The 20,328-nt window shown below is 65.2% G+C and carries 17 protein-coding genes and 1 tRNA gene; 7 read left to right on the top strand and 11 right to left on the bottom strand.

All coding sequences use genetic code 11. The features are described from left to right. Window positions 1-183: 183 nt before the first annotated feature. The 3 genes from yidD to rpmH all read right to left on the bottom strand — a co-directional run bounded on the left by yidD (window position 184) and on the right by rpmH (window position 1,332). Window positions 184-561 (bottom strand): membrane protein insertion efficiency factor YidD, encoded by a 378-nt coding sequence (gene yidD, locus ACYQ00_RS17410; protein ID WP_460033357.1) that lies wholly within the window; start codon window positions 559-561, stop codon window positions 184-186. Window positions 562-637: 76 nt separating this feature from the next. Then, entirely contained in the window at window positions 638-1,192 is a 555-nt protein-coding gene (gene rnpA, locus ACYQ00_RS17405) for a ribonuclease P protein component (RefSeq protein ID WP_460033515.1), read from the bottom strand. Then, entirely contained in the window at window positions 1,192-1,332 is a 141-nt protein-coding gene (gene rpmH, locus ACYQ00_RS17400) for a 50S ribosomal protein L34 (RefSeq protein WP_460033356.1), read from the bottom strand. Before rpmH ends, rnpA begins: the two co-directional genes overlap by 1 nt. A 174-nt stretch (window positions 1,333-1,506) precedes the next feature. On the opposite strand from rpmH, the gene ACYQ00_RS17395 reads away from it, so the two are divergent. The 3 genes from ACYQ00_RS17395 to ACYQ00_RS17385 all read left to right on the top strand — a co-directional run bounded on the left by ACYQ00_RS17395 (window position 1,507) and on the right by ACYQ00_RS17385 (window position 5,965). Further along, complete coding sequence (locus ACYQ00_RS17395) at window positions 1,507-1,875, top strand: hypothetical protein (protein WP_460033355.1); 369 nt, start codon at window positions 1,507-1,509, stop codon at window positions 1,873-1,875. Window positions 1,876-1,977: 102 nt separating this feature from the next. Then, window positions 1,978-4,527 carry a TIGR03960 family B12-binding radical SAM protein gene (locus tag ACYQ00_RS17390; RefSeq protein ID WP_460033354.1) on the top strand — a complete coding sequence of 850 codons (2,550 nt, stop codon included), beginning with the start codon at window positions 1,978-1,980 and terminating at the stop codon, window positions 4,525-4,527. Window positions 4,528-4,663: 136 nt separating this feature from the next. Beyond that, complete coding sequence (locus ACYQ00_RS17385; protein ID WP_460033353.1) at window positions 4,664-5,965, top strand: PP2C family protein-serine/threonine phosphatase; 1,302 nt, start codon at window positions 4,664-4,666, stop codon at window positions 5,963-5,965. A 22-nt stretch (window positions 5,966-5,987) separates the two neighbouring features. Here ACYQ00_RS17385 and ACYQ00_RS17380 read toward each other — a convergent pair whose 3' ends face one another. From ACYQ00_RS17380 to ACYQ00_RS17365, 4 genes are all read right to left on the bottom strand, one after another. Then, entirely contained in the window at window positions 5,988-8,231 is a 2,244-nt protein-coding gene (locus ACYQ00_RS17380) for a chemotaxis protein CheA (protein WP_460033352.1), read from the bottom strand. A gap of 68 nt (window positions 8,232-8,299) precedes the next feature. Then, window positions 8,300-9,562: an STAS domain-containing protein gene (locus tag ACYQ00_RS17375; protein WP_460033351.1), complete on the bottom strand. Its 1,263-nt coding sequence runs from the start codon at window positions 9,560-9,562 to the stop codon at window positions 8,300-8,302. A 28-nt stretch (window positions 9,563-9,590) separates the two neighbouring features. Then, window positions 9,591-10,376, bottom strand: coding sequence for an ATP-binding protein (locus ACYQ00_RS17370; RefSeq protein WP_460033350.1), 786 nt, complete (start codon window positions 10,374-10,376; stop codon window positions 9,591-9,593). Window positions 10,377-10,379: 3 nt separating this feature from the next. Further along, on the bottom strand, window positions 10,380-11,558 hold the full coding sequence (locus ACYQ00_RS17365) for a PP2C family protein-serine/threonine phosphatase (protein WP_460033349.1): 1,179 nt from the start codon (window positions 11,556-11,558) through the stop codon (window positions 10,380-10,382). Window positions 11,559-11,866: 308 nt separating this feature from the next. Between ACYQ00_RS17365 and ACYQ00_RS17360 the strand changes: the two genes are divergently transcribed. From ACYQ00_RS17360 to ACYQ00_RS17350, 3 genes are all read left to right on the top strand, one after another. After that, the gene (locus tag ACYQ00_RS17360; RefSeq protein ID WP_460033348.1) at window positions 11,867-12,862 is read left to right on the top strand and encodes an ABC transporter substrate-binding protein; all 996 of its coding nucleotides are present in this window, start codon (window positions 11,867-11,869) and stop codon (window positions 12,860-12,862) included. A gap of 79 nt (window positions 12,863-12,941) precedes the next feature. After that, window positions 12,942-14,957, top strand: a complete 2,016-nt coding sequence (locus ACYQ00_RS17355) for a methyl-accepting chemotaxis protein (protein ID WP_460033347.1) — start codon at window positions 12,942-12,944, stop codon at window positions 14,955-14,957. A gap of 298 nt (window positions 14,958-15,255) precedes the next feature. Next, complete coding sequence (locus ACYQ00_RS17350) at window positions 15,256-17,016, top strand: GspE/PulE family protein (RefSeq protein WP_460033346.1); 1,761 nt, start codon at window positions 15,256-15,258, stop codon at window positions 17,014-17,016. A 268-nt stretch (window positions 17,017-17,284) separates the two neighbouring features. Here the strand turns inward: ACYQ00_RS17350 and dksA are convergent, their stop codons facing one another. After that, the gene (dksA, locus tag ACYQ00_RS17345) at window positions 17,285-17,680 is read right to left on the bottom strand and encodes an RNA polymerase-binding protein DksA (RefSeq protein ID WP_460033345.1); all 396 of its coding nucleotides are present in this window, start codon (window positions 17,678-17,680) and stop codon (window positions 17,285-17,287) included. A gap of 262 nt (window positions 17,681-17,942) precedes the next feature. On the opposite strand from dksA, the gene ACYQ00_RS17340 reads away from it, so the two are divergent. Further along, on the top strand, window positions 17,943-18,872 hold the full coding sequence (locus ACYQ00_RS17340) for a YitT family protein (protein ID WP_460033344.1): 930 nt from the start codon (window positions 17,943-17,945) through the stop codon (window positions 18,870-18,872). 116 nt (window positions 18,873-18,988) lie between these two features. Here ACYQ00_RS17340 and ACYQ00_RS17335 read toward each other — a convergent pair whose 3' ends face one another. From ACYQ00_RS17335 to ACYQ00_RS17325, 3 genes are all read right to left on the bottom strand, one after another. After that, window positions 18,989-19,738, bottom strand: a complete 750-nt coding sequence (locus ACYQ00_RS17335) for a PP2C family protein-serine/threonine phosphatase (RefSeq protein WP_460033343.1) — start codon at window positions 19,736-19,738, stop codon at window positions 18,989-18,991. An 8-nt stretch (window positions 19,739-19,746) separates the two neighbouring features. Next, window positions 19,747-20,112 carry a diacylglycerol kinase family protein gene (locus ACYQ00_RS17330; protein ID WP_460033342.1) on the bottom strand — a complete coding sequence of 122 codons (366 nt, stop codon included), beginning with the start codon at window positions 20,110-20,112 and terminating at the stop codon, window positions 19,747-19,749. Window positions 20,113-20,162: 50 nt separating this feature from the next. Then, a tRNA-Val gene (locus ACYQ00_RS17325) sits at window positions 20,163-20,238 on the bottom strand. Window positions 20,239-20,328 lie beyond the last annotated feature (90 nt).

Genomic DNA, 20,328 nt, shown 5'->3' with positions numbered 1-20,328 from the left:
CTGCAGCGCCGCGCCGCCGGCCGGCAGGCCAGGAAACGAGGCTGCGCATCGGTTGAGTTGCCGCATCGTGTTGCAGCCATCCTGCCGGGGGCGACCACTGGCCGCGCCGCCGGGCCGAATCGGCGCCCGATGCGATTCTTGCTTGCGGGAAGCTGCGCACGCCGCGTCAGCCCCGCCGGTCTGTCAGCCGTCCCCTTGACGATGTCGCGGCTGCGACGCGCCAGAAAATCCAGGCGTTCCGGACGCCTCGCACGGCATCGGCCGCTCAGCCTGTTCGACGTGTTGTCGGGCCAGTCGGCGCATCCACGCGGGCAGCCGTTCCGGAACAGGGTCCACCCCGCCGGAATTCCAGGGATTGCATTTCAGAATGCGCCACGCGCCCAGCAGCATGCCGGCCACCAGACCGTGTGCGCGCACTGCGCCAATGGCGTACTCCGAGCAGGTCGGCCAGAACCGACAAGACCGGGGCAAGCACGGCGAGAGCACTGTCTGATACCCTTTGATGCACCAAATCACAAGCCCCGCAAGGGGGCCAAGGCGTGGCGAGGACGTATTTTTCATGCCGATTCATGCAGCTGGCACGAGATTCTCCACCGCACGACGGCACGAATACGCCGCGGCAGCTTTGTGAGATAAATCATCCACCAGGCGATGCCGTGGCGGCAGGCGCAGGCATCTCGCGCCGGGCAAGCGCCTGACGCAGACAATCCTGCCAGGCCCGGCGGGCCAGGGGCGTCAATTCGCGCGAGACGTCGTCCAGGCCCAGGCTGGCGATAGCCGCACCACGTCGTGGCACCACCACCAGATCCATGCCCACAACATCCGGTGGCGCAGGCATGGGCGCAGGCCACTCCAGGTCGGCACGATGCAGCCGGAACCATTCCCGCAACAGGCGCTTGCACCGGTTGCGCAGCACGGCCTTGCCGACCTTGCGGCTCACTGCCGTGCCCAGCCGGTGCCAGGGGCCAACTCCAGCACCCTCGCAAACGCGGCCTGCGGCCGACGCATCGCCAGAGCCCTCTTCAGACAGTTCGACTTCCAGTCCATCGATCTGCCCGGAGGCCTCCAGCGTGCGCGGCCGCACAAAAACCAGAAAGCTGCGCGATCCATACCGTCGCCCCGCATCATAGCACTGCTGGTACTCGGGCCGACGGCGGATTCGGTTCGCCTTGGGATGTGATACAGACCGGATCAGGCGGCCAACCGCTTGCGGCCCTTGGCCCGGCGGCGACGCAGGACGGCCTGGCCGTTCTTGGTCCGGGACCGCACCAGGAAGCCGTGGGTGCGCTTGCGCCGAGTCTTGTGCGGCTGGTAGGTCATTTTCTGGGCCATGATGTCTCTCCTGCGGTGAAAAATATGGAACGGAGGAAATTAGCCTGCATCGGCACATCCGTCAAGTCCATTTCTGGGGTTGTTTGCTGATCCATCCGGCACGACTTGACAGGGCCAGCCCAAGCCCCTAGCTAAGTGTGTTCGAATCAGTTACGCCCCAAGGAGCACTTCCACATGGCTTACGACATCCGCCTTGTCAAACTCATCACCGGTGACATCATCCTTGCGAAATTCCAGGATGACCTCTTCAAGGATCCGGCCATCCTCCAGACCATTCCCACCGAAGCCGGCGTGCAGATGCTGCTGTTGCCCTTCGGCTACCCCTTTGAGCAGGACTTCGGCGGCGAAATCAAGGCCGAGCACGTGCTCTACAATTACAAGAGCTGCCCCGAAGAGCTCAAGACCAAGTATCTGGAAGCCGTCAGCAACCTGACCCTGGCCGGCGCCGGCTCCCTGCGCAATCTCGGCGGCATGGGCGGGATGGGCGGCATGGCTGGCGGGCCGTCCAAGATGGGTGGCATCACCGGGCTGATCAAGAAGTAACCCCCGCGGGTCTTCGTGTTGTACGTTGTGCGCCCCCGGCCGGCGAAAGGCCGGGGGCGTTTTCGTCGTGTGATTTCCCCTTTTTCCCACTTGTGATTTTTTATGCGCGCACTCCTCCCGCTGCTCCCCAGGCCCAGCCGCTACCTCGGCAGCGAGGACGGCAGCCTGCGCACGCCCCCGGCCGCTTGTCGGGCCCGCGTGGCCCTGGCCTTTCCCGACCTTTATGAAGTTGGCATGTCCTACACCGGCCAGGCCATCCTGCTGCACACCGTCAATGCCAACCCGGATCTCTTTGCCGAACGCGTCTTTGCGCCGGATGATGAGGCTGCGGCCATCCTGACCAGCCACGGTGCGCCCCTCTCCACCCTGGAAACGGGAACCCCCCTGGCGGACTGCGACCTCCTCGGCGTGCACCTGACCCATGAGCTTTGTGCCACCACGGCCCTGTGGATGCTCGACCTGGCCGGCATTCCACGCCGCGCCGCAGATCGCGACTCCGGCCGGCCGGCCGGCGCCCGGTGCCAGGCCGGCGGCTGGCCCCTTGTCCTGGGCGGCGGGGGCATCACCTGCAATGCGGAATTTCTGACCCCTTTCTTCGACGCCATGGTCCTGGGCGACGGCGAGGCCATTCTGCCCGAACTGCTGCGCGCCGTGGCGAACTTCCGCGATGCCGGCCGCTCCCGGCGCGAGCTGCTGGAACATCTGGCCACCTGGCCGGGGATGTACGTTCCTGCCGTGCCCCAGGCGCGCGTGGAGCGGGTGCATGTGCCGGACCTGAACGCCGTGGACTACCCCCTGCGCAGTCCCCAGGCCTTTGGCGCGGTGCATGATCGCTTCACCATTGAGATTGCCCGCGGCTGCACCCGTGGCTGCCGTTTCTGCCATGCCGGCATGGTCTACCGCCCGGTGCGCGAGCGCAGCCTGGATACTCTGGAAACCATTGTGGAACAGGGCATCCAGGATTCGGGGTACGAGGAGCTCTCCTTCCTTTCCCTCTCCACCGGGGATTTTTCCGCCCTGGAGCAACTCTTCGAGCGCAGCCTGCCCCGCTGCCGGGCCGAGCAGGTGGCCATCTCCCTGCCCTCCTTGCGCGTTGGATCCATTTCTCCCAGTGTCATGGCCAAAATCGCCGGCCTGCGCCGCACGGGCGTGACCATCGCCCCCGAGGCCGGCAGCCAGCGCCTGCGCGACGTCATCAACAAGGGCGTGACGGAAGAAGCCCTCCTGGAGCACGTGCGCGAGCTGTTCCGCCTGGGGTGGGATCAGGTCAAGCTGTACTTCATGCTCGGCCTGCCCACGGAAACCAAGGCCGACCTGGAAGCCATCCTGGACCTCTGCCGCAAGGTCGAGGCCGTGGGCAAGGAGGTCAAGGACAAGCCCGGCCGTCTGCAGGTCACGGCGGCGGTCTCCACCTTTGTGCCCAAGCCGCACACGCCGTTCCAGTGGGAGCGGCAGCTGTCCCTGGAGGAAACGAAGGAGCGTCTGGGCTTTTTGCGCGCCCTGTTCAAGCCGCACCGCCGGCTGGGGCTCAAATTCCACATGCCGGAGATGAGCTGGCTGGAGGGAGTGTTCTCCCGCGCCGACCGCCGGCTGGCCGAGGCCGTGTCCCTGGCCTGCGACCGCGGCCTGCGCTTTGACAGCTGGACCGACCGCCTGGACATCCGCCGCTGGCGCGAGGTCTTCGAGGCCTGCGACATTAATCCCGAGGCCTATCACGAGGCCCGCGATCCTGCCGCGCCCCTGCCCTGGGACCACCTGCACCCCGGCGTGCGCAAGGAATTCCTGCTGGCCGAACGCCGCCGCGCCCTGGCCGGCAGCCTGACCGAAGACTGCCGCTACGGCCGCTGCACCCGCTGCGGGGCCTGCGGCCTCAACGACGGCACGCCCGACCATCGCCTCAACCAGGCCACGCGCGACCAGCAGCCGACCGACGAATCCCCGGTTGCCGAACTTCCCGAAACAGCCGCCCCGGCCAAGACCGAGCTGGGGGCCAAGGCCATCCAGCTGCGGCTGTGGTATGAAAAACTCGGCCCTGCGGCCTATCTCTCCCAACGCGAACTGGGCCAGGTGTTCGAACGTGCCTTCCGCCGGGCCCGGCTGCCGCTGTCCTTTTCCCAGGGCTTCCATCCCCTGCCCCGCGTGTCCTTTGGCCGGGCCCTGCCCGTGGGGGTGGAGAGCCTGCAGGAATGCCTGGATCTCTGGCTGCGCGAGCCCATCAGCGCCGAGGAGGCCCGGCAGCGCCTGGGTGGCCGCTTCCCGGCCGGGCTCCGGCTTGTCGCCGTGGAGGAGCTCGGGCCGGGCAAGCACAGCCTGGACTCGGTCTGGGACGTCTATCATCTGGAAATTCCCACGGAAAGTCCGCTCTTCCCGCAGGTCGGCGCACTGCTGCAGGCGGCGTGGGCGGCGGAATCCCTGCCCATCACCGTGAGTGGAAAAAAGGGCGACCGGCAGCTGGAGATTCGGCCCATGCTGGCGGCCATCGGCACGCCCGGGCCATTGCCCGGAGGGCTGCGGGTTGAGCTGCGGCTGGACTGGCAGCCCGCCGGCTACCTGAACCCCCTGCTGCTGGTCCGCCATCTGCTGCGCACCGGGGAACAGGAACCGGACCTGGGCAGCTTCCGGCTGATCAAGGTACAACACGGCGCGGCGTAACCCGCGCCACGGGGATGGTTTCTCAAAAAGCACGGCGTTTCTGCAACAGAGTATCCACACAGGCGATTGCCTTTTTTTCAACCCTCGCCTATTTTTACGGCACCCATACCCTTTTGGAATCCAGGAGCAACCCGCCATGGACTCCTCTCTTGCCGCCTCCCTGTATTACGAGCGGATGGAAGCCCTGCTCAAGGCCAGCCAGTCCCTGGCCGCCATCGAGTCCATGGACCTGCTCATGCCCAGACTCATGGAGCTGGCCGAGGAAGTGACCGTGGCCCAGGCCTCGTCCATCCTGCTCTATGATTCCACCGCAAAAGAGCTGGTGTTCTGGTACGCCCGCACGGGCGAGGGGGCGCCGGCCACCACGGAAGACATCCTCAAATCCAGCATCCGCCTCAAGCTGGGGGAAGGCATTGCCGGCTGGGTGGCCCAGCACCGCAAGGCCCTGCTCATCGAGGACGTCTCCACGGATCAGCGCTTCTGCGGCCGGGCCGACGCGGCCACGGGCTTCATCACCCGTGACGTCATCTGTGCCCCCATCATCTACCAGGACGAGCTCCTGGGTGTGATTCAGGTGCTCAACGCCCGCTGCAAGCCCCACTTTGACGGGGAAGACGCCAAGGTACTGGAATGTTTCGCCTGTCTGGCTGCAGTCTCCATGATCCGCGCCCGGCTCCTGGAAGAGCGTCTGGCTCAGCGGGTGCTGGAAACCCAGCTCCAGACCGCCGCCAAGCTGCAGGCCCTCTTCTGGCCCACCCTGCCGGCCCTGGGGCATGGCGCGCAGCTCTGGGCCCTTTCCCGGCCGGCGCGCTTTGTGGGCGGGGATCTGTATGACTGCATCGAGTTGCCCGACGGCAGCGTCATCCTGTACGTGGCCGACGTCTCCGGCAAGGGGCTGCCGGCCTCGCTCATCATGGCCGCGGTCTGGACCCAGCTGCGCACCCAGGCCTATGCGTTCCCCGACCCCGGGGAGCTGCTGGCCCGCGTCAACGAGCCGTTGCACACCCTGCTGGCCCGGGAAGGGTATTTCGTCACCTGCCTGGTCTGCCGCTTCTGGCCGGCTACCGGTCGGGCGGATGTGGCCATGGCCGGCCACCCCCCGCCACTCTGGCGGCAGGGCCGGACCCTGGCGCCCTTCCCCCGCGAGGCGGACATGCCCCTGGGCGTGGCCGCGGGCGTGCATTACCCGACAGTCACCGTGCACCTCACCCCTGGCGATGGACTGCTCCTGTATACCGACGGCCTGACCGAGGCCATGAATGAGCAGAACCAGCGGTTTGAGGATGTGGCCATGACGCAGCTGGTGGAGGATCTTCTGGCCGACACCGCTGCCCTGCCCCTTGGGGAGGCCCTTATTTCCAGTCTGGATGTCTGGCGCGGTGCCGCCAGCCAGTCCGATGACCTGACCCTCCTGGAGCTGTGGCGCGAACCAAGCTGAGCGGAACGGTGCAGGAGGCGCCTCACGCCCCGCGAGCTGCCCGGGCCGAGTGGACCACCTGAAGCACATCCAGAATGAGCGCCAGGGAGCCATCGCCCTGCACGGCTGCGCCGGCAAACTCTGTGCGCTGGCGCAGGAGCACGCCCAGGCTCTTGATGACGGCCTGCTGCTGCCCCAGCACCGCATCCACCACCAGGCCTGTCCGCTGGCCCCCGGTCATGGTGACCACCACATGCTCCATGGCCGGAGGCGGTTCCGGCACGGCAAAAAGCGCCCGCAAGGACAGGCACGGGACCAGCTCCCCGCGCAGGGGAAGCAGACGCTCGCGCGCCGTGCTCCGCGCCCCATTACCCTGCTGCATGGCTGCCGGCAGTTCCACGCATTCCTCCACCACTGCCAGGGGGATGATGTACTGCTCTGTTCCCACCCGCACCTGCAAGCCCTCAATGATGGCCATGGTCAGGGGCAGCTTGACCTGGGCCGTCAGGCCCTGTCCTGGCGCGCCTGCAATGGAGAGGGAGCCGCGCAGGCCGTCCAGGGAGCGGCGGATGGCGTCCAGCCGGCTTTCCCGGTCCGCGTCGTCAGGGGCATGCGCACCATCCCCTGCTGCGCAGAATTCCGGATCAAACAACAATTCGAAGATATCCTCATCGGCAAGGGCCTGCCCGTCGCGGGCCAGGCCCAGGCGCTGCGCCTTGGCGAGGATTGCCTCGCGGTCCAGCCCGCGGCCATCGTCGCGAATGGTGAGGCACACCGCGCCGGCGGCCTGGCCGGCCGTCAGCTCCACCAGCCCCCGGCGGGGCTTGCCGGCGGCTTCGCGAATGTCCGGCATTTCCAGGCCATGGATCACGGCGTTGCGGAGCAGGTGCACCAGCGGCGTCCCCAGCTGCTCGATGACGGCCCGGTCCAGTTCCGTCTCCCCGCCATGGGTGATGAGGATGGCGTCCTTGCCGGCCTCCCGGGCCTGGTCCCGCACCAGACGACGCAGGCGGGCGAACAGCGTGCCAATGGGGGTCATGCGCATGGCCATGGCCTGATCGCGCAGGGAAGCGGCCAGGTAGTCCAGCTCTTCCACGGTGCGCTGCAGCGGCGCGTCACCCAGCCGGGCGGCGATGGATGTCAGCCGGGACTGGGCGATGACCAGCTCGCCCACCAGGGCCACCATGGCATCCAGCTTGCCGGCGTCCACATGCACGCTTGAGTTCCTGGCGCGCCCGGCCGGCTCTCTGGCCGGCTCTCTGGCCAGTTCTGTGGCCGGTTCTTTGGCCAGTTCCGTGGCTGGCTCTGCATGCGAAGACTCGCCAGGGTTCCCGGCCGGAAACACCGGGGGCATGCCGACTGGCGCTCCTGGCGCTATGGGCTCGGCACGCGGCGCCGTGGGGGCCGTTCCGGGCGCAGGGGTGCCGGGGGAGGCAGGCAATGGCTCGGGCTGGCGCGGGGCAATGCGCACCTCGCCGGCGTCCTCCACAAAGATGAACAGATCCCGCACGGCGTTCTCATCCAGCGAGCCCGGCAACTCGCAGCTCCAGGCCAGTAACGGGGAGACCGGGTCCACGTCTTCCAGACGGGCGATGCCTTGGGGGATGGGGGTGATTGCCTCGGCACCGGCATCCCGGAGGCTCTGCAGCAACTCCAGCATGTCCACGCGCTGGAATGTGGCGGGATCCGTCGGGGTGAAGGTGATGCACCACCCGCCGGCTCCTGCTCCGGCTCCCGGGGGGGTGGGGGCGCCTGTGGCTCCCTGTCCGGGCGCAGTGGCAGGATCGGGCGATGGCGTCGGGATGCCGGACGGGGGTGTCTGGCCGGCCAGCGCGTTCAGGGCGCGGATCAGATCGGTCATGGCTGCCCCCGGCAGGGAGCAGGAGGCGCGCTGCACGGCATCGGCCAGGAGATCCCGCGCGGCAAGCACCAGCTCCATGAGATTTGGGGTCAGCTCCGCCCCGCCGCGGCGCACGGGCTCCAGCACCGACTCCAGGGCATGCGTCAACTCGGCCACATCTTTGCAGCCCACCATGCCAGCCAGGCCTTTGATGGTGTGGAAGGCCCGGAAAAGTCCCTGCAGATGTTCCAGACAGGCGTCTGGGTCAGCCTTTCCGTCTGGTCCGCATGTCGAGCCACTGCCGGGCCTCCCGGCTTGCCCGCTGGCGGCGTGTGGTCCCGCGTTGTGCCGGGCGCATTCCTCCAGGGCCAGCAGACAGCGCTCGGCGAGCTCAAGCTGCTCGGCCATCTCCTCCCGAAACGCCGCATCTTGCGCCGCAAGCTCCATGGTTCCCTCCCTGCTGTCGCCGCCTCCTCCTGCCAATTCGCCCCTTGTCCACGCCCGGGCAACAGGCTCTAGGCGCGACCTGATCCCGGAAAATCGACGATGCCGTAACGATCAAACGCCACCCGATGAAAGCCGGCCAGTTCCAGCGCGTGCGTCAGCGCTGGCGAGAGTGTCGTGCAGGCGACCGCCCGGCCCCGGGCCTTGGCCGAGAGCCAAGTGGCCCACAGCAGCTGCAGGAAGGTGACATCCACCTCCTCAAGCCCTCCGCAGTCCAGTTCCAGCGTGGGGTGCTGGTCCATGGCCGCGAGCAGGGCCTGCTTGAGTTCCTGGGCGCGATCCACGGTGCCTCTGCCGGAAAGACGCAACCGGCCGCCCTCTGGCAGCAGTTCGAAGGTCACGCCCTCGGGCATGGGGGCAACGGGGGGGGCCGGTTCGAGCAGGGCCTCACGAGCGGCCTGCATGGAGCGGTCAAAGGCTTCGGTCATGGCTTCCACCTCCTTCGGATCCACAGGCGACGGCCCGGTCAAAGACGAGGGACAAGCGGCTTCCCGCGAGGCGGCCTTGCGGGGAGTGTTCACCGTTTCATCGATAAGATGAATTCGTTCGAGGGGCAACTGAAAGATGGCTCCAACCAGATCCGGCTCCAGGATGGAAGCGTAGAGCAGATAGAGGGGGATACAGTTGGCGGGGTCATCGTCCAGGGTGCCCACGGCGGCGAAATCCACGCGGCAATCGAGAATGCGGCCGCTTTTTTCCAGGAATCGCAGGAGATCCAGCGGGGTTTTCCCCTGACGGTGCACATGGTGGATGAGATCATATTCCACCAGATAGGTGAAGTTGCCGCCCTTGCGGGCCTGGGCCAGGGAGTGTTCGGAAATGGAAAAGCCGGGGCGGCCATCGGGCAGGTTCAGGGCGAGCATGGTGGTCACGGTCTCGCGCTGCTCCTGGGGCAGGCTGCCTTGCACCAGTGCCGTCAGGGCCTGCAGGTGCGGGGCCACGTCCACCTGGTCGCAGTGTTCAATGTCTTCAAGCATGAAGCGCAAGGAGTCAAAGGCGGCAAGGACCACGTTGATCACCTGATGCGACGGCGCGAGCTCGCGGCCGCGAATCTGGTCAAGCACATTCTCGATGCCGTGGGACAAGTCCCGCATGGCGGTCAGGCCCAGGAAGGCGGCGCTGCCTTTGATGGAATGCGCTGTGCGGAAGACCTTGTTCACCAGCTCTGGATCAACGCCATCCCCGGCCTCCTCGATATCCAGCAAATCCTGCTCGATATCGACAAGATGCTCCCGGGCGTCTTCCACAAACATCATCAGAATGGAATCTTCCACGGCGTCGTCTCCTGTTTCCTCAAGCGGATCAATCCGCAAGGATTTCGAAGTGCTTGTCCAGCCGCATGGTCTGCAGGAGCCCGGCCACATCGGCCGAGACATGCCGCAGCACCAACCCGCCGCCCTGGAGTTTGAGGGAGTTGTGCGTGGCCACGAGAAGGCCGATCCCCACGGAGTCCACCATCTCCACCTCGGTGCAATCCAGCTCCAGACGTTTCGCGCCGCCGTCCACCAGCGTTTTAAGCTCCTGCTTGAGCCCCTGCGCGGTGGCGGCCACGATGTCGCGCCGCGGCATCAACCGTACAGTTTCTCCCTGGCGTATGCTTCCGCTCATGGGTCCGTCACTCCTGAACCGTTTAGACAATCGGATGCGATTGCCGCAATGATTGAATTCGATCTCGTCAAAGCAACTGCTCACGATGGGCAATCCCCTGCCCGAGACAGCATCCGGCGGCGGAGGCGCAAACGAGCGCGATCGCCAGTCAAAGCCGGGCCCCTGGTCTTCCACCATGAGATGCGCCTGATCCGGCTGCACGTCCAGCTCCACCTGCACCATGGCGGCCGCATTGCCGGCCGAGCCGTGCATGATGGCATTGAGCAGTGTTTCCCGCAGGCCGAGAATAAGGGAAAAGCTCTGCTCCGCCGCGCCATTTCTGGCGATATGTTCCCGGGTTGCCTGGCACAGTGCCTCAATGCACGCCAGGTTTGCCGGCAGGATGGCGCGCAGGGTGGTTCCCTCGGGGTGCAGCCGCAGCCCGCACGGGTGCGCCGGGGCCGAGTGCGGGGCAGAAGCCCCCTGCAGCGGTGGAACCACGCGCTACACCTCCACCGCCAGGAGCACGATGTCGTCCTCCACCAGCGCATCGGCACTGCGCAATGACGCCACCACGGCCTGGGCGCAATCCTCCAGGGGCAAGGTGGCATGACGGGCGACGGCAGCGCGCAGGTCCGCCTGCCCGGCGCACAAACTCCGGCGTGGCGGGGCAAAGCGTTCCAGCAACCCATCACTGTACATAAAAAAGCGATCCCCCGGCCGCACGGCCAGCCTCACCGGCTCCAGATGCACCGAGGGAAACACGCCAAGGATGTCGCCTTCTGCCTTCAGCAGCCAGGGGTCGCCACCGTTCGGCAGATAGACCGGGGGCGGATGCCCGGCGCTGACCAGCACGGCCTGGCCTGCCGTGCGGTCCAGATGCAGACTCTGGGCGGTGAGAAAGCGCCCGCCAAAGACCACGGTGGCCAGGACGGAATTCATGGTCTGCAAGATCTCGTCCGGTGGCTGTCCGGGAACGGAATTCTGATGCAGCAGGGCCTTGAGGGAAGAGGTCACAATGGAGGAGCCCAGGTCGTGCCCGCAGATGTCCGCCACGAAATAGCCGCAGGTGGAGGTGCCGATGTGCAGGACGTCATAAAAATCGCCACCGGCTTCCAGTGCCGGCAAATAGCAGACGGCAAAACGGGCCTGGGGCAGGTCCTCCGGGCGGACAAGCATGGCTTGTTGTGCGTCGGTGAGCTGGCGCAGTTTGGCGGCCTGTTCGGCCACCAGGGACTCCCGCGCCGCCGCCATTCGCATGTGCAGTCGGACACGGGCCAGGACCTCGGCCTTTTCATATGGCTTGCTGATGTAGTCCACCGCGCCGAGTTCCAGCCCTTTGACCTTGTTGTCCACATCCGCCAGGGCGGAGACGAAGAGAATCGGGATCTCCCGCGTGGCCGGCTCCTGTTTGAGCCAGGCACAGACCTCAAAGCCGGACTCCTCCGGCATCATCACATCCAGAAGAATGACATCGGGCCGTTGCGCCACGGCGATGGCCCGTGCATCCGAGCCGCAAGCGGCAGTCAGCACGGTGTAGCCTTCCGCCCTGAGCAGCCCTTGGAGCACCAGGAGGTTCACCGGTTCGTCATCCACAATGAGCACGCGCCGCGCCGTCTGGGCTGGCGGGAGCTCGGGACTGGACTGCTTCGACAAGAAGACGTGTGGCGACTCCGGGGCCATGGCGACTCCAACCCCGCAGAGGGGGCTCTGCGCCCGGAAGAATAGTTCATGCAATCATGACGGGATGCGTGGGGCGCGCTTCTTGTAGGAGTGCCATGGAGCGCAGGGGCTGGCAACAGGTTTTTCCCGCTGTGCGAGTCGCCCTGTGCTTGTCCCGGGCCAGGCAATCCGCGCTCGCAATACCTGCACCGCCATTATTCCACAAAACTGCCGTCTAACTGTGACAGGATAAAGAGAAGCTCATGGGCACGAATTTGTTTGCCGTCCCCGCAGGCTTCCCAATCATCCCGAACCGCAAGGAGTATCCCATGCGCCGTCTTCTGCTGACCGCCCTCTGCCTGGCTGCGGCCGCCAGCCTCATGCTGGCTGGCGCCTCCGCCGCCCAGGCCCGGCCGTACAAGATCGGCATGATCCACTGGATCGCGTATTCCCCCCTGAACGTGGCCGAGGTCAAGGGCCTCTGGAAAGAGCTGGGGCTGGAGGTGGAGGTGGTCAACTTCGGCTCCAACCAGGAACTCAACGGCGCCCTGGAGAACAAGCGCATCGACATCGCCTGCGACATGATGGGCTCCTGGGTGGGCATGTACATGGCCGGCGCGCCGCTCAAAATCGTGGCTGAGACCGACTGGTCCTTCGGCGGGGACAAGATCATCGTCAAAAAGGGCGTCACCCCCGAGCAGCTCAAGAGCTCGCCCGTGGGCATTTACCTGAACCAGCCCTCGGTGACCTACTTCCTGAACAAATATCTCGCCTCCATCAACGTGCCCCTGAAGGACATGCAACTGGTGGAACTGGAGCCGGAAGCCCTGGCCGACAACTTCATCTCCGGCCGCTTCCAGGCCATCGTCAACTATGATCCCCAGGCCCTGCGTGCCGAGCGCGAAGGCAATGGCGAAGTCATCGCCACCAGCGCCAGCTGGGAAGGGGTGATCCCCGAGGGGCTCGTGGCCCGTGCCGACGTGCTGGCCGAGATTCCCCGGGCCGATCTGATCAAGATCATCCAGGGCTGGGCCAAGGCTGTGGAATGGTCCAAGGATTCGGCCAACTGGACTGAATACATGACCATCCTCAACGAAAAAACCTTCGAGGGTGAAGACGCCTACAGCGAAGCCGACCTCAAGGCCATGCTGGACTCCGTGCGCATCCACGACCGCGCCACCCAGCTGGCCCGCAACAAAGACGGTCTGGCCCAATACCTGACGGATCTGCACGTCTTCCTCAAGGATAACGGCCTGCTGGCCAAGGACTTCGCCCCTGCGGATCTCCTGGCGTCCGACGTGGCCGTGGAAGCTCTCTCCCAGTAACCCCAACTCTCCAGTGGTGATGCCCCGGCGCTGCGCACCAGCCAGGCCGGGGCATCACCGCGCTCGTCAGGAGCAGCCCATGGCCACCTGTCCGCCCTCTTCCCTCTCCCGCATCGGTTTCATCCGCGGCAGCCTGCTTGCCGTGTTCGCCCTGTTCGCCATTCTGGCCGCCGTGCAGGGGTGGCTCTCCTACGCCAACAGCGCCCGCATTCACGCCCAGAGCGGCCAGACCCTGGCCCGGGTGAACGAGCTGAGCCAGTTCCGTCAGACGCTGCTTTCCCTGCGGCTCTCCATGTTCCGCTACCTTGGCTCCAGCAAACCCGAAACGATGCAGGAAGTGGGCGAGCTGATGGACGCCCAGCAGCAGGAGATGACCGCGTTCCTGAGCAGCCACGCCGTGCCGGAGAACATCCGCGCCCTGTGCGCCCAGGCCGTGGAGGAATACGCCCAGGCCCGCAAGCTGCACTTCGACTTCAAGACCAAGAACGCCTATGCCTTGATCAACGACCAGAGCGAACAGACGTTTGCCGCGCTGACCCAGGCACTGGAGGCGTACCTCGCGGGGCAGTCCGCCGCACGAATGGAGGAGATGGACGCCGTGGTGGACGAGGCCACGGCCACCGGCTTCGGCATTCTGGCTGTGGTCATCGTGATGGTGGTCGGCAGCATGGAATTCGTGCGCCGGATGGTCATCTCGCCCCTGGCCGCGCTCTCGGCCTTTGCCGAAGAGGTGGCCTGCGGCTCCCTGAACGCCACCGCCGCGGGACAGTTCAGGGGCGAAATGCGCTCGCTCAAGACCGCGCTGGAAACCATGGTCCGCGAGCTCAAGGTCCGCCTGGGGTTTGCCCAGGGCGTGCTGGAGGGCATCAGCTTCCCCTGCCTGGTGGCGGATACCGCGGGCCAGGTCACTTTTGTGAATCAGGAAATGCTGGACATGCTGGAATTCCGCGGCGAGGCCCGGCAGGCCCTGGGCCAGGACACTGCCGCGCTCTTCCGCCACGATGCCCGCGGCGCGACAGGCGTGGCCGGGGTCATCGAAACCGGGCAGGCCCGCAAGGAGGAGCTGGAGCACCGCGCCCCTTCGGGCCGGCAGGCGGTGGTCAGCGTTTCCACCACCCCGGTTCGCGATCTGGACGGCAACCTCATCGGCGCATTCAGCCTCTGGCACGACCTGACCCTCATCCGCCATAACGAGCAGAAGGTCCTCGAACAGATGCAGGTGCTGGCCGACACCGCCCAGCAGGCCCAGCGTATTGCCGATCTCGTCTCCCAGGCTTCCACCGAACTTTCCTCCCAGATTGATCAGACCAGCTGCGGGGCCGATGAACAGCGCCAGAAGACCGACCAGGTGGCCACGGCCATGGAGCAGATGGCCGCCACCGTGGCCGAGGTGGCCCAGAACGCCGGGGTGGCCGCGCAGATCGCCGAGGCTACCCGCGAGCAGGCCACCGAGGGCGAGGGCGTGGTCAACGGCGTCATTGCCCTGATCCACCGCGTGAACACCCAGGCCGAGACCTTGCGGGCGGACATGGAGGACCTGCAGCGTCAGGCCCAGGGAATCGATCAGATCATGACCGTTATTGCCGATATTGCCGACCAGACCAATCTTCTGGCCCTGAATGCAGCCATCGAGGCTGCCCGCGCCGGCGAGGCCGGCCGGGGCTTTGCCGTGGTGGCCGACGAGGTCCGCAAGCTGGCGGAAAAGACCATGGCCGCCACCAAGGACGTGGCCCGGTCCGTCTCTTCGGTACAGGCCAGCGCCCGCAAGAACATGGAGAGCACCCGCGAGACGACCATGCGTTTCGAGGAAGCCGCCGGGCACGTGCAGCGCAGTGGCGAGGCCCTGCGGCGCATCGTCTCCCTGGCCGAGGACACGGCCCGGCAGGTGACCACCATCGCCGCGGCCTCGCAGGAACAGTCCGCCTCTTCGGAAAGCATCAATGCCGCGGTGGACGCCATCCACACCATTGCCCAGGAAATGGATCTGGCCATGCGCCAGTCTTCCCAGGCCACGGGGGCGCTGGCCGGGCAGGCCCTGGAGCTGCAGCGCCTCATCGCCGATATTCAAGGCGGCGAGACGGCGCAGGCCATGTAACCAACATGCCAGCAGGGCCAGCAGGGCCAGCAGGGGCAACAGGGGCAACAGGTAAAAGTGTGCAAGGATGCCCAGGCCCTGACGCCGGGCTCAGGGCCTGGAGCATTGGCAGCCGCGGGCTCATGCGGGAGTGCGGCGGCATGGCGACAACCAAATCGTCACCGGCCATTGCGTTGACCGAGTGTTTGAACTGCTGTAACCAATTGGCATGCACTCCGATCCATCAGCACCCCGCCGGCAGGGGCCCTCTCGCGACGAGACCACGCAACAGGGAAAGCCCGTGAGCCCTCCGGGTGGCATGCCTGCGACTGCCCTCGGAGATATTCGTCCGCCCCGCTTCCGCCTGGACCCTTCCCACACCGCCCCGGCCACGGGGAATCGCAAAAAACTCGGTGAAATGCTGGTGGAGGAAGGCCTGCTGGAGGCCGAGGAACTGCACAAGGCCCTGGCCGTCCACAAAAGCTATGGCATGAAGCTGGGTCAGTACCTCATCCAGCGCAATCTGGTGGATGAGCGCAGCATCGTGCGCCTGCTGGCCAAACAGCTGCGGGTGGAGATGTTTGATCCGGAAAAATACCCGCCGGATCTGTCCCTGTCCGAGATCGTGCCCGAGGCCGAGTCCCACAAGCATCTGCTGGTGCCCATCAAGCGCAGCGGGGACATGCTCATGCTGGCCATGATGGACCCCACGGACCTGAACGCCATCGACCTCATCGGCAAGCTCACCCGGCTGTACGTGGAACCGGTGATCTGCACCGAGCAGGAATACGTCTCCTATTTCTATAAGATTTACGGCAGGATGCTCGAAGGCATTGCCGACGTGGACTATGACGTCGAACGGCCGCAGGGTGTGGAGGACTCCACCTTCACCATATCCTCCCTGCAGTACATGGCCGAGGACGCGCCCATCATCAAGCTGGTGAATTCCACCCTGGTGGCCGCCCTGGAACGCCGCGCCTCGGACATTCACATTCAGCCCCGGCAGGATACCATTTACGTCCGCTTCCGCGTGGACGGCAAGCTGGAGGAAGCCCCCGCGCCGCCGCGGCAGTTCTACCTGCCCTTCATCTCGCGCATCAAGCTCCTTTCCAACATGGATATCTCCGTTTCCCGCATCCCGCAGGACGGCCGCTTCACCTACCGCACCCGGGAACGCGAGATCAGCGTGCGAACCTCCACCATGCCGACCATCTGGGGCGAGAAAATCGTCCTCCGGCTCCTGGATCAAAGCGGCGATGCCATGGATCTGGAGCAGCTGGGCCTGGATACGCGGGAACAAAAAGTCATCGAAACCGGCCTCAAGCGTCCCTATGGCATGCTCCTGGCCACCGGCCCCACGGGCAGCGGCAAAACCACCCTGCTCTATGCCCTGCTCAAGCGGCTGAACACCATTGACGTGAACATCGTCACCCTGGAAGATCCCGTGGAATACCGCATGGATTCCATTGCGCAGATCCAGCTGAACCGAAAGGCGGGCATGACCTTTGCCACGGGTCTACGCTCCGTGCTGCGTCAGGATCCGGACGTGATCATGGTCGGTGAAGTGCGGGACCTGGAAACCGCGGACATTGCCATCCGCGCCGCCCTGACCGGCCACAAGGTGCTCTCCACCCTGCATACGAACAACGCCGCCGAAACCATCACCCGGCTCATCGAAATGGGCATCGAACCCTTTCTCGTGGCCTCCACGCTCCTGGTCTCCGTGGCCCAGCGCCTGGTGCGCCGCGTGTGCACGGACTGCTGCCAGGAGTTCGTGGCCACACCGAACATCCTGAAAGCCATGCAGGTCAAGACCAGCGAGGAGATCCGCATCCGCCGGGCCGTGGGCTGCCCGCGCTGCGGTCGTACGGGCTTCAAGGGCCGTATCGGCGTGTATGAAATTCTGGAGATCGACCCCAGCGTGCAGGACATGATCCTCAAGCGGGCCAGCTCGGCCACCATCCGCAACGCCGCCGTGGAGGCCGGCAAGCTGCACACCCTCAAGCAGAACGCGGCCATCAAGGTACTCAAGGGCCTGACCACCATTGAGGAATACATGAGCGTGGCCTTCGAGCACTAGTGTTGCGTCCTCCAAAATGATCCATGCAACATAGACGCAACACTGGGCCGCCTGCAAGGCGGCCCCCCGGAGCCGCAGGCTCCGCGAGTCAGCCGAAATCCGCGCATTTTGGCTGACGATCTTCCACGACATCCGATGATATTCCTATCCCCTTATTTCGCGGACCTCACGCTAGGCCGCAGCCCCGCGGGCATGCCACAGCCCGGGCTGGAGTGGGCGCCATGGCGCCGGCCCTTCACACGAACACAGCCCGTGCGAACACGGGCTGTCAGAATTCGTAGCGCTGTGGCTGCGGGCCGCTCCCCACGCCAGGGACGGACTCCACCTGCTCCTGACGTTCCTTGCAGTGGATGCACAGGGTGGTCACGGGCCGGGCCTTGAGCCGGGCAATGCTGATGGGCTCGCCGCACTCCTCGCATTCGCCGTATTCGCCATTTTCAATGCGCTGCAAAGCTTCCCGGATCTTTCGCAGCATGGTGTGTTCGCGCTGCCGAAGGTTCAGCAGGAACTCCCGTTCCGACTCCGCCGAGGCTCTGTCTGCGGGGTCTGCATGGCCCATCTCGTTCCCCTGCATGGATTCAACGGCATCATCGCCGCGCTGCAGAATCTCATCGGCCATGCCTTTCAGAAGCATGCGAAAGTAATTCATCTGGTCGTAATCCATACGTCAGCTCCTTCGGGTTGCGTCGCAACGTCCTTGCGCGGCGCACAGAATCCGATTACATTGGGAATTGTGACATTGCAGCATTACATTGTGCATTGCGCAGCAGTGCAACAATTCCTCACCCTGCTCTTGTTTGAAGCCCCTGTACCATAATTTGAAAAATGTCAAAACGGTAATATGGTCCTGGGACTTTTTTCCTGGTAAAATTCTGTGGTTCATGGCATGCGCCTGTCCTCGTCAACAGCAGCCCCCATAGAGACCCATGATCAGCATCCCCCCTGCAGGCGCGCCTGCGCCCCTGGCCGACCGAAGCCCCGATGGCAACTGCCGCGCCATTGTCCCCCCTGCGGAACCTGCAGCCATTTACAAGAACCTGCTGCTGCTCGCCTTTGGCGCCGTTCTGTACGCCGCCGGCTACAACGGCTTTGCCCTGCCCAACCAGCTGCTTTCCGGCGGCGTGTCCGGCGTGAGCATGCTGCTGTACTACGTGCTGGGCGTGCCCAGCCCGGCCATCTGGTATGCCCTGCTCAACGTCCCCCTGTATGTGCTGGGGTGGGTTGGCGTCAGCCGGCGTTTCTTCTGGTACAGTCTGGTTGGTGCAACCATGCTCACCCTGGGGCTGGAGTTCATTGCCCCGCTTTCCCAGGTGGATGATCCCATGCTGGCCGCCCTGGCCGGCGGTGCGCTCATGGGCGCGGGCATGGGCATTGCCCTGCATTCCATGGGCTCCCTGGGCGGGACGGACATCATCGCCATCCTCGTCTTCCAGCGCTTCAGCTTTCCCGTGGGGCGGTTCAACTTCCTGATCAACGCCCTGATTCTCGGTGGCGGTCTGGCCACCCTGCCCCTGGAAGCCGTGCTGTACTCCCTGGCCATGATTTATGTTTCTTCCTATACACTGGAATACTTCCTGGGCGTGTTCAACCAGCGCAAGATGGCCCTGATCATCTCGGACCAGCACATCTGCATTGCCGATGCCATCACCCACAAGCTGCACCGCGGCTGCACGCTCTTGTCCGGAGAAGGCGGCTATACGCACAACCCCAAGAAGGTGGTGCTGGCCGTGGTGAATAATATTCAGATCAAACGCCTGGAAGAACTGGTCTATTCCCATGACCCACGCGCCTTCATGATCACCCTGTCCACCTCCTCGGTGTTGGGGGAAGGCTTTCTCAAGCGCAAGACGTACTAGATTCTCCGCGCAGTCAAAACGCCGGGGGCGGAACCTGATGACCACAGGTTCCGCCCCCGGCGTTATTCTTCCCGGAATGTCTGCCGGGTTATCGCACTCCGGTGCGGATGCTGGCGCTACAGGCACACCAGCAGCGCGGTGGCGTCGTCCGTGCCATTGCGACGGTCCACCTCGGCCAGCAGGCCATGGGCGATGGTCTCGGGGAGGCCGTCGCGCAGCAGCAGCTGCCGCAAGGTCTCGTCGCCCAGGGGTTTGGAGACGCCGTCGGTGCAGAGCAGGAACCGGTCGCCGGGCTGGCAATGGACCATGGCAATGTCCGGCGCCGGGTCGCGGTGCATGCCCAGGCAGCGCATGAGCTGGTGGCGGCCGGGATGGCGGAAGACCTGCGAGGAGCGCAGGTCGCCCATGGAAACCAGATTGGCGGTCAGGGTATGGTCGTCTGTCAGCGAAGTGAGGACGGTGTCGCGCAGGCGGTAGATCCGGCTGTCGCCCAGGTGGGCCACCAGGGCCTCGTCGCCATGGATCAAGAGCAGGGCCAGGGTGGCGCTCATACCGGCAAGGGTGGGCTGACGCATGGCATGGATCCGCAGATGTCGCGATACCCGCCGCACGCAGTGGGACACCGCCTCCCCGCACGCGTGCGCTCCCGCATGCAGCAGGACCTTTTCCTCGCGCAGTTCCCGTCGCAAGAGCGCCGGCAGGGCCTTGACCACATACTGCGAGGCCACCTCGCCCGCGGCCCGGCCGCCCACACCATCACTCACAAGAAACAGGGACAAGCCCGGCGCCACCTGCTCGCAGATGTTCCAGGCATCCTGGTTGCAGCCGTGTTTGGGGCCGGTTCTGGTGGCAGCGCAGGCGTACATGCTGGTCCTCAAGGCAGCATGGCGGCCCACAGCGGCCGCCAGAGCAGGGTCAGGCCCACGGCCACGGAGCCGAATGCCGCCGTGAGCACGGCAGCGGCCATCACATCCTTGACGCGGCCATACCGTGGGTCATGCCGGGGGCAGAGCAGATCCACCAGCAGCTCCACCGCGGTGTTGGCGACTTCCAGGGCAAGGACCAGGGCGCACATGGCCAGGATGATGGCCAGCTCCTGCCGGGGCAGGCCAAGCGCCAGGGCAAGGCCCACGGCAAGGCCGCCGATGAGGCCGTGAATGCGGAAGTTGCGCTGGGTGGCGGCCACAACCCTGAGGCCGGCCCAGGCATAGGAAAAGCTTCTGACAAACTTTCGGGGCATGGCGAGCCCACAAAAAAAGGGCTGTGTTGACAGCCCTTTTGAGGTTTCGGTGGTGGGCGGTCGGGGATTTGAACCCCGGACTTCCACCGTGTGAAGATGGCACTCTAACCGCTGAGTTAACCGCCCACGGACGTCTATAGGGATTTCGAGCAGGCCTTGCAAGCATTATTTTGCCATTGTCTCGACTTTTTTATGTCATGGTGTTGACGCATCCTT

Source organism: Megalodesulfovibrio paquesii (assembly GCF_054653055.1).
This window is presented reverse-complemented; position numbering and strand designations above follow the sequence as displayed.